This window comes from Pseudomonas sp. RIT288, assembly GCF_000631985.1.
GTDB lineage: Bacteria > Pseudomonadota > Gammaproteobacteria > Pseudomonadales > Pseudomonadaceae > Aquipseudomonas.
In genome coordinates this window covers 41,946-51,854 of record NZ_JFYN01000044.1, presented here as the reverse complement: position 1 = coordinate 51,854, position 9,909 = coordinate 41,946, and the positions used below count along the sequence as shown (strand labels likewise).

Annotated in this window: 9 protein-coding genes; 7 read left to right on the top strand and 2 right to left on the bottom strand. The window is 58.3% G+C overall.

The genetic code is table 11. The features are described from left to right. Positions 1-39 precede the first annotated feature (39 nt). Both BW33_RS26990 and BW33_RS26985 read right to left on the bottom strand, forming a co-directional pair. Positions 40-3,444: a hypothetical protein gene (locus BW33_RS26990; RefSeq protein ID WP_047602488.1), complete on the bottom strand. Its 3,405-nt coding sequence runs from the start codon at positions 3,442-3,444 to the stop codon at positions 40-42. A 97-nt stretch (positions 3,445-3,541) separates the two neighbouring features. Then, positions 3,542-4,516, bottom strand: a complete 975-nt coding sequence (locus BW33_RS26985; RefSeq protein WP_047602637.1) for a GlxA family transcriptional regulator — start codon at positions 4,514-4,516, stop codon at positions 3,542-3,544. A gap of 100 nt (positions 4,517-4,616) precedes the next feature. Here BW33_RS26985 and BW33_RS26980 point away from each other — a divergent pair, with 100 nt between their 5' ends. The 7 genes from BW33_RS26980 (at position 4,617) to BW33_RS26950 (ending at position 9,850) form a co-directional block, all read left to right on the top strand. Next, positions 4,617-5,165 (top strand): cysteine hydrolase family protein, encoded by a 549-nt coding sequence (locus tag BW33_RS26980; RefSeq protein WP_047602486.1) that lies wholly within the window; start codon positions 4,617-4,619, stop codon positions 5,163-5,165. Positions 5,166-5,316: 151 nt separating this feature from the next. Further along, on the top strand, positions 5,317-5,985 hold the full coding sequence (locus tag BW33_RS26975) for a YjfI family protein (protein WP_047602485.1): 669 nt from the start codon (positions 5,317-5,319) through the stop codon (positions 5,983-5,985). Between the two features lie 17 nt (positions 5,986-6,002). After that, positions 6,003-6,701 (top strand): PspA/IM30 family protein, encoded by a 699-nt coding sequence (locus BW33_RS26970; protein ID WP_047602483.1) that lies wholly within the window; start codon positions 6,003-6,005, stop codon positions 6,699-6,701. Positions 6,702-6,900: 199 nt separating this feature from the next. Beyond that, the gene (locus BW33_RS26965; RefSeq protein WP_047602481.1) at positions 6,901-7,548 is read left to right on the top strand and encodes a DUF2491 family protein; all 648 of its coding nucleotides are present in this window, start codon (positions 6,901-6,903) and stop codon (positions 7,546-7,548) included. Positions 7,549-7,563: 15 nt separating this feature from the next. Beyond that, positions 7,564-7,989 carry a DUF350 domain-containing protein gene (locus BW33_RS26960; protein WP_027614247.1) on the top strand — a complete coding sequence of 142 codons (426 nt, stop codon included), beginning with the start codon at positions 7,564-7,566 and terminating at the stop codon, positions 7,987-7,989. Between the two features lie 17 nt (positions 7,990-8,006). Continuing rightward, complete coding sequence (locus tag BW33_RS26955) at positions 8,007-8,690, top strand: DUF1190 domain-containing protein (RefSeq protein ID WP_047602480.1); 684 nt, start codon at positions 8,007-8,009, stop codon at positions 8,688-8,690. A gap of 2 nt (positions 8,691-8,692) precedes the next feature. Further along, a complete protein-coding gene (locus BW33_RS26950; RefSeq protein ID WP_047602478.1) occupies positions 8,693-9,850 on the top strand; it encodes a glutathionylspermidine synthase family protein in 1,158 nt (385 codons plus the stop codon). Positions 9,851-9,909: the final 59 nt, after the last annotated feature.

Below are 9,909 nucleotides of genomic sequence, written 5' to 3'. Positions count from 1 at the left end.
GCGTCAATCTGCCAGCATCAGACTAGTCGACCGTCCCCGTTAGTCAACCACACCTACAGCGTTTACAGGGCAGGAGGTCGCGACGAAGGATCGTGCATTGCTCACGAGTTGCTCAAGCCTTTGCGCGTCGATTCCTTTAGCTTCGGCGATGATCACCGTACGTTTGCTGGGCATGTCAGGAAATTTTCCGATCAACCCCGCCAGCCATTGCGGCAGTGTCGGGTTATCGATAAGAACGGTCAGAAGCTTGAACTGAAGCAGTTCAAGATTCTCGCGATCGGTTTCTCGCTCTATCAACGTCTGAATGATCCTGGCTCGCAGGCATAGACCTTCCACGCTTTGCGCATTGCTTTCCTCTGCTGTACAGGCATACACAATGAACCTGCGGGCGCGCTCATCCGTCGAGGACAAGATAACCTCGGTCAGCTCAAACAGTCCCTGCCATTTCTCGGGATGGTCAATAGCCATGCGGATGAAGATTTCAATAATTGGAGCTACTGAGATCCCTGCTTCGGGTATCTGCCGCAGAGCCTTCATGAAGAGCGGTTCCAGTATTTTGAAGTGGGCCAGCGCTTGATCATGGTTACCCACCCCATATAGAAAGCCGTTCAATACGTGTGCAGTGACTTCGCGCCGCCAAACCCTTTCAAAAATCCGCTTGGCGAACACTTGAAACTGCTCGCCGGAGTAACTCATGCACACGGCAACATCGGAATCACACACGCTTGGGCTATTGATCAACTTCAGCACTGCAGCGATATCGCCACCACATCCCAGCCCACGCAGGCAAACTGCTTGCAACTCGGGGTCTTCGCTGTCAGCCAGCAATTGGTTGAATGCGGCCATGATTGCAGGTGTAGGCAGGTTCGCTTGCAGACCAACAGCCAACTCGTACTTTTCGTCCAGACTGAAAAGGCCGGAAGACAGAATCTGCTCCATCAAAACCGCCACTTGATCGCTGTAGTTCCTGGCCAGCATCTGCAGCATCAGCAGTTGTTGGCGGTTTGTGCAATGTGCCAATGCTTGCAGCGCCGGCCACATTCGAGTTTCAGCGCCGAGGAAGAACAAGCCTTGAGCGAGGTGGCCCATATTCGCTTCATTGCAATCTTCAAAAGGCTCCTGTGAATCGAATCGCTCCACCAGAAAGTTCCAGGCATCGACGTCGGGTTCCTGCAAGACTGCCAACATTCGCTTGCGCCAAGGGGTTACATGAAAATTCGAAAACCGGGAGGGGTACTCCCAATGCTTCTGCCGCCAGTCAAACCCTGACTCCGTAGGAGCCAGTGTCCAGAGCAGCCGAAGTCTTTGCTCACCCCTCCAGCGCCTGGATCCCAACAGATCAATCAAGGCACCGCCGGAGCCGAGATACATCAGCACATTGTTGTCCCCAGAGGCTTTGCCCAACTCGCTTGCCAAAGGCTCCAGCGAGCTCCAGTCAGGCAATGCTTCAAACAATGTGCAGGCCAGACCAAGGGCCATCTGCATGCGTAAGCTCTTCGAATGGTCGACCAGTCGCTTCAATTGCTCGATGGCCTGTCGTTCATCGCGCATCGCCAGATCGAGCAACGCAAAACGCAATGCTCCCATTTTCAACGGGAAGGCCTTTACCTGGTCCAGATCTGTAATGGTTTGTACTGCATCCAGATACCGGCCTTGGAGACGCTCGGAAATTTTGTCCGGTTCGACACGGAGTACACCGTGCGCCTCGACAATAAAATTTCCGCGCCTCAGTGCGTCATAGGCCTGTCTGTCGAAGCCGGGCATAGCGAGCACCTCATTGCTGCTCAGCACGCCCTGCTCTGAGGTCGCCAGCGCTTTCGACAAAAGCTCGATAAACAAACTCAGGTGTTCATCGAGGATGTCAGCGCGGATATTCACCTGACTGATCCGCCACTGGATGAACCGTTCAACAATCTGCACCTCCGACAGCAATACGTCACCGTGCTCCTGAATCTGTGCGCAGAAGGACATCATGCTCGGATGGGAATATTGAGCCAGCGCAGGATCACCTAGACGGTCGGCAGCGATACTGGCCTCCTTGCCAGTAAAATCCTCGAGCTGGACCTGCCAGACATCCTTCTTCGGACGATAAACCTGCGGCGACATTTCCAGAGTGGATCTCAAGCGCACCATGGTTTCCGGGCGTCCGGTCAATACGACCTGCAGCTTCGACTGCTTCAGTTGCGCCAGCGTGGCGTCCATCCAAGGGCTCAGACTCTGACTGAACGAAGGCGCGCGATCCAGGCCATCGATCATCACCAGAATGTTTGTGTTTTTAAGCCACTCAGTGAGCTCGAACAGAGGCAGTGGGTAGCCGCCGTGCGCTTGAATATGTTGATTGAGAAGTCGAATCAGCGTTGCATTCAGACTCGCATCGCTGGCTTCAAGGTTTTCTGCCGCAACGAGCAATGTCGGTCGATCCAGGCTCGACTTGCTACGGTATGCACACCAACAGCTTTTCCCTTGGCCGGAACCGCCACTGATCACCATCAAACTGTCGGCCGATTCGCAGAATGCCTCGAAATGCTGATCGAGCACTGCGCGCGCCACGTAGAGGTTTTCATCGAATTGCCGCAACGCTATCAGTTGGTCGACCCGCTGCCTGGTCATTCCTCTGAGGACATCTTCAAGCTGTACATGCTCGCCCGCTAACAACAGGCGGCGATGAGACACCTCGATCTGGGAGCGTCGAAGAATGCCCCAGAATCCCGGGCGATCGAGGGACTGTCTGAGGGTTGCAACATCCAGGCACGTTGAATTCAACAACGTCCATGTTTGCCGAGCCTGCTGCGGTTTGACGACTTGGCGCAGACTTTCTATCGCCTGGTGTTCCTGGCACCCATCCAGTGTTTCAAAAATACTGAGGTGGGTGCAGCCCAAAAAGTCGCGGAACCGACGGGTGATGTCATGCGCGGACTTCTGCAGTACCGCCGACTCATATTCGAAACACTTCTTGAGCCGCCTGAAAGCCTTTTTCATGACTTCACTGGTAGCCCTGTCTTCCAGCGCGGCATCAGTCGCCAAATCGTGACATGCGCGCAAAACATTGCGTACTGCCACCCTGACCGTATCTGAGGCTGACTGGTCGGTAGCGATCACCAACCGATCTTTCGCGCAGGAAAAACTGCTGCTCCAGAACTGTCGGACCAATTGGGCCATGGCTTTGTCGAACTCCGGCCCAAACTTCAGACCATGTTTGATCTGAATGTAAACAGTGCCCTCAGGCAAGAGCTGCAACACCAGATCATCGACATGGGTCGAGCTTTCGCATGCAATCGATGCAAGGCTGTGGTCGTCGCTTAACTTCCAGGGAAGCGACGCACCCTTGCCGAGCAAGAGCTGAACTGCACACCATGCAGCGACTGAACCGGCATAGACCGCTCCAACAGTACTAGCAGCGCCGCCAGCGGAACCGCGCGGATTTTGGTCCAGAGAATCGTTCATTTACGTCCTTGTTGATTTAACTTGAATCAAAAGCCGATCAGCTCATTGCAGACGGCCAAGGCAGGTCGTTTATCAACGTTCAACGTCCCATGAGTCGCTACATGCTACCAAACCGCGCCCGATAATCACTCGGCGCCAGCCCGGTGATTTTCTTGAAGAGCGCGCGAAACGCTCCCGGATCCTGATAGCCCACCGTCCACGCAATGTGGTCGATGGTGCCATTGGTGAACTCCAGCAGTTCCCGCGCTTTGCCTACCCGCAGATGCTGGCAATACTCGGTCGGTTTCAATCCGGTCGCAGCGCGAAATCGGCGTAGAAATGTGCGCTCTTCCAGCCCCGCGCGTTCGGCCATCCCGCCGAGCGACACATCGGTGGCGCCGGTGCTTTGCAGCCAATGTTGCACCTTGAGAATCGACGCATCGCCATGACTGAGGATCGGCGCAAAATTGCTCCCGCAGGCACTGGCGCTGTCGCTGTGCTCCATCACCAGAAACCGTGCGGTGCCGCTGGCGATGCCTGGCCCGAGCAGACGATCAACCAGACGCAAACCCAGCTCCGACCAGGCCATCAGCCCAGCGGTGGTGATCAGGTCGCCGTCATCGACAATCGGCGTGTCCGCCTTGAGCCGGATGTTCGGATAACACTCGGCAAACGCCTTGGCCGAAGTCCAGTGCGTGGTGGCACTGCGACCGTCGAGCAGGCCGCTTTCGGCCAGCAGCAACGAACCAACGCAGACACCGCCGAGGGTCGCGCCGCCGGCATGCTGCTCGCGCAACCACTGCAGCAACGCGGCAGGCACACGGGACGCAGAAAAACCACCGATGGACGGCGGAATCAGCACCGCCAACAAAGCACTGTCGTTGCCCGGCTGGCTGTCGTAGACCCGCTGCGGCGCCTGCTCGGCATCGCATTGCCAATGACTGACCCGCAGCACCGGCAACTGCGCGCTTTGATGCTCGGCAGCAATCCGGTTAGCGACCGCGAACAGGTCGGTCAAACCGTGCACCGCCGCCAGTTGCGCCCCCGGGTAAATCAGTACGCCCAGTTCCACGGCGGCTGTTTCTGCACCCATGTCAGTTTTCCCCTGCTTATTGTCGGTCCGGCCAATCCTCGAATCGCCGGCCAGCGTCAATACTGAAGCCACTTCCAGCCCATGCATCGAGGACACACCCATGACCAGACAAGCGCTCATCGTAGTTGATATCCAGAACGACTACTTCCCTCAAGGCAAGTGGCCGCTGGTGAGCGTCGACGCCGCCGCCGACAACGCCGCCCGGCTGATCGCCGCGTTCCGCGAAGCCGGTGATGCGGTGGTGCATATCCGCCATGAGTTCACCTCGGCGGACGCCCCTTTCTTCGTCCCGGGTTCGGAGGGCGCCAAGTTGCACCCGAAAGTGCTCAACCGCAACGACGAACCGGTGGTGCTCAAGCATTTCGTCAATTCTTTCCGCGAAACCGAGTTGCAATCGATCCTCGATCAACAAGGCATCAAGGATCTGGTGATCGTCGGCAGCATGAGCCACATGTGCATCGACGGCATCACCCGTGCGGCGGCGGATCTGGGCTACGGCGTCACGGTGATTCATGACGCCTGCGCCAGCCGCGACCTGGAGTTCAACGGCGTCACGGTGCCTGCTGCCCAGGTGCACGCGGCATTCATGTCGGCACTGGGTTTTGCTTACGCCAGCGTGGTGTCAGCCGACGAGTTCCTCAGCCACTGAGAGATCAGACACACTTGGTAAAAACTTGCGCCCGCCACGCTGCGGGCGCTTTTTCGGCTGTCATAAAAATCTCACGCGTGAGCCATTGATGGCACTTTGAATTGGTTGTAGTGTGGCTCACGCGTGAGATGTTCATAACGGAATCATTGCCATGAAAAGCCGCTCCCCCACTGTTGCGTCAGAGAGCCCAAAGGGAGAGCGCTCGAAACCGTCCGCGAAAAAACCGTCGAGCTTCTACATGAAGCAGATGCGCGCGGGCCTGGCTGCCGCCGGTTATGTGAAACACGAAACTTGGGTGCTTCCGGAAAACCGAAGCTTGCTCAAGCAGATGGAGCAACAGCTACGCCAACCGATTCTGGCTGGCTCATTCATGTCGGAGAATTACATGAGCGCAGGCAACAACTGGAACATCGATAGCCTCTTCAACGCCCTCAAGGCACTGGACGAGGTGGCTTCGCATGAGATCACGCTGTCTCTGATCCAGAGCTCCGAACCCAGCATCAGGCTGGAAATGAACGAATTCGGCGGTCTGCCGATTCACATCGCCGTGGCCGGTCAGCAGATCATCGTCGACACCGTGCTGGTGGATATCGATTCGATTACTGACGTGCGCGCCTTCAACGACGCCGTGCTGCGCAGCCGGGAAATGTTCCCGCTGTCGTCGATCGGTATCGAGTCGATGCCTAACGGCCAGACCGTTTACAACATGTTTGGCGCCCTCAGCGCCGACTCGAGCCTGACCAACGTCGTCACCGAGGTGAAAACCCTGGTCGACAACGTGCAGCGCGCGAGCGAAGCCTTCGAACACTTCTTCAAGTAATCAACAGGGAATATCCAATGACTCAGTCCATCTGGAGCAAGTTGTTCACCGCTCTGCGCGGCGGCGCCAATGAAGTCGGCGAAGCGATCGTCGACCAACAGGCCCTGCGCATCCTCGACCAGGAAATCCGCGACGCCGACACCGCGCTGTCGAATGCCCGCCGTGAGCTGGTCACCATCATGGCCAAGCACAAACTGGCCGCTGACCGCGTGAGCGAGTACGACGCCAAGATCAAGGATCTGGAAGCCAAGGCGGTTTCCGCGCTGAACGCCGGTCGTGAAGACCTGGCCATGGAAGTGGCCGAAGCGATTTCGACCCTGACCAACGACCTGACCGCCGAGAAAGCCCAGAGCGATGAGTTCGGCACCTACGCCGAAAACATGCGCAAGGACATCAGCAAGGCTGAGTCGCGGATCAAGAGCCTGCGCCAGCAGGTGGACATGGCCAAGGCCCGGGAAAGCGTGCAGAAGGCGCAGGTCAGCGCGTCCATCGCCAGCGGCGGCGCCAACGGCAAGCTGGAAACCGCCGTCGGCACCTTGAACCGTCTGCAGGCCAAGCAGCAGCAACGCGCTGCCGAGCTGAGCGCCGCCGATGAGCTGGCTGACGCTTCGACCGGTAACGACCTGGACCGCAAACTGCGCGACGCCGGCATCACGCCGAACGAAGGCAGCGCCAATGCGATCCTTGAGCGTCTGAAGCAGAAGTCCGCGCAGTAAAATCGCTCTCCTGTAGGAGCTGCCGCAGGCTGCGATCTTTTGATCTTGAATGCAGATCAAAAGATCGCAGCCTGCGGCAGCTCCTACAGTTTTTTGCATCCACAACATTTGCATTTTGCCTGCTCGTTCGTCGCCCGGCCCGGTACACTAGCGGCGCTTTTTACGACGAACACCTCCACCCGCCTCAAGGAATGTACCCATGGGATGGTTCAAAGACTTGCTGGGCACCAGCAATTGGCAGTCTGCCGCGCCCGCTCCAGTGGCCGGCGGCCCACTCGGAATGGCACAAGGCAAAGGCGTGCGGTTCGATTCGACTCTGGCCTTGCTGCTCGATGGCAGCACCTCGGTACAGGTTCCGGCTGCAGAGGCAATCTGGAGCGCCGGCTGGATCGATCTCGGTCAATCCAACAAGCTGCATCGCTACTACCTCAACAACGAGGACTTCTGGGTACAGATCCACGTCACCGGTGACGATCAGATCGAGTCGGTCACCCTGTTCAACTACCTCAGTTACGTGACCGTCAACAGTGACGCCGAACTGCAGCGCCTCGCCGGCCCCGCAAGCCCGATCGGCCTGCCGAGCTACACCCATGACGGCATCCAGTACAGCCGTGAATGGGGTACCGAGCAAGGCCAGACCGAACTGGTGCCGCTGACCGAACACGTGGTCAACCCTGACGAGTCCTACACCATCGAGCACCACTCGATGCTCTACGCCCGCGAGACCGGCCTGACCGATCGCCGCGAACTGCTGCTGTTCTCCGTCGAACAGGATGAGGAAGGCACCGTCAGCTTGAGCACCTCGCTGGGCATTTCGCTGTACACGACTGATTTGAGCACCATTTGAAAAAGGAAGTTTTCCATGCTGGAAGTGCTGGCCGTTTCCCTGAACAAGACCGCACTGGTCGGTTTCGTCGTCTACCTGATCGGCGCCGTGCTGCTGTTCATGCTGTTCCAGTTCGTCTACACCCGCATCACGCCACATAAAGAGTTCGAACTGATCCGCTCCGGCAACATCGCCGCCGCCATTGCCCTGGCGGGTGCGATCATCGGCTTCGCGATTCCGGCCAGCAATGTGATCGCGTTTTCGGTCAACGTTCTCGATTTCGTGCTGTGGGCCGTGATTGCAGCCGTGGTGCAACTGCTGGCCTTCCTCGCCACGGGGCTGGTGCTCAAGGGCACGTCGCAGCGTATCGCCAACGGTGAAATCGCCTCGGGTATCTACGTGGCCGCGGTGGCCATCAGCGTCGGCATGCTCAATGCCGCGTGCATGACCCCGTCCAACTGATCGGCAGGAAGCCTTCGATGAAACGCAGCAAGTACGTTCAACTGTCCCTCGCCGCCTCGGTGGCCATGGCCATTTCCGGCGAAGCGGCAGCGCTGGACCCGCAACGCTTTCAAACGGTCGAACAGTGCGTCGATGCCTCGGTCGCGGCCGACGTCTGCTCGAACGCCTACGTCGCGGCACTCACCGAACACCGACGCATTGCACCGGCCTACGACGACAAGGCCAAGTGCGACGCAGACTTTGCTGCCGACTGGTGCCAAAAAAACTCCGACGGTCGCTTCGTGCCGAAGCTCAGCGGTTTCAAGGTGCCGCAGAACGCTGACGCGCCGCAGGACCTGAATGCGATTGCCAATGCGCAGATGCCTGCCGGCGACACGGCTGCCGCGCAGAACGTGCAAAGCACTTCGCACGCCTCCGGTGGTGGCGGCGGCAATGGCTGGCTCTCTGGCTGGCTGATCGGCAATGCGATGAGCAACAACGCCAATCGCACGGTCTATCGCGATCGCGATACGCGCCAGACCTACAACACTTCGACGCAGTACCGCAAAATCGAATCGGCGCCGGCTCCCCGTACCGACACCCGCTACGACAGCTCCCGAAGCAAACCGGTCAACGTCGCTTCGTCGACGTCCCGCGGCGGTTTCGGCAGCCAGTCTTCCGCCCGCAGTGGTTGGGGCGGCTGGGGCAGTTCGAGCAGCTGACCATGAAGAAGATCCACTGCGCCGAGCGCCCTGACTGGAAACAGACTGCCGAAAGCCTCGGTTTTCTGTTCCACACCATCGACGACGAGCCATACTGGGACGAAAGCGCCTACTACCAGTTCACGCTCGCGCAGATTGAAAATGATCTGGAGGATCCGACCACCGAACTGCACGAGATGTGCATGGACCTGGTCGACCGGGTGGTGCACAGCGAAGAGCTGCTGGATCGCCTGAGCATCCCGACACCGTACTACGACATGATTCGTACTTCCTGGCTGGAAGGTCATCCGCATCTGTACGGGCGCATGGACTTTTCCTACAGCGGTAACGGCCCCGCCAAGTTGCTGGAACTCAACTACGACACCCCGACCAGCCTCTATGAGGCGGCAGCGTTTCAGTGGGGCTGGCTGGAGCAGTGCATCGAGCGCGGAATGCTGCCGCGCCACGCCGATCAGTTCAACAGCATCGACACCAGGCTGCATCAAGCGTTTGCCGAGTTGCAGCTCAAGCGGCCGTTCTACTTTGCTTCGATGAAAGACTCGGTCGAAGACAAGGGCACCACCGATTACCTGCGCCTGATCGCGGAAAAGGTCGGCATCGAATCCCGGCACATCGACATCGAAGACATTGGCCTGACCGCCGAAGGTCGCTTCGTCGATCTGCAGGATCGCTGGATCCCACACCTGTTCAAACTGCACGCCTGGGAGTTCATCTTCCACGAGCCGTTCGGTGCAGCAATCGCCGAAAGCGATACGCAGTTCTTTGAACCGGCGTGGAAATCGATCCTGTCGAACAAAGGTGCACTGCCGCTGCTGTGGGAACTGCACAAGGGCCATCCGAATCTGCTCGCGGCGCATCTTGATCCGAATCCGGCCAGTGCAGTGCCCAAGGGCTGGGTACGCAAACCGTACTTCTCCCGCGAAGGCGCCAATATCGAGCTGCAAACGGCAGAGGGTCTGATCGTCAAAGAGGACGGGCCCTATACCGACGCGCCGTTCATCCTGCAGGAGTTTGCGCCATTGCCGAAGTTCGACAACAGCTACACGCTGATCGGCTCGTGGGTGATTGGAGATCAGGCGGCGGGGATCGGCGTGCGGGAAGACAACAGTCTGATCACCAAGGATTCAAGCCGGTTTCTGCCGCACCTGATCCTCGACTGAGACACCGCCCCTTGTAGGAGGAGCGGCACGCTGCGATCTTTTGATTTAAAAGATCAAGA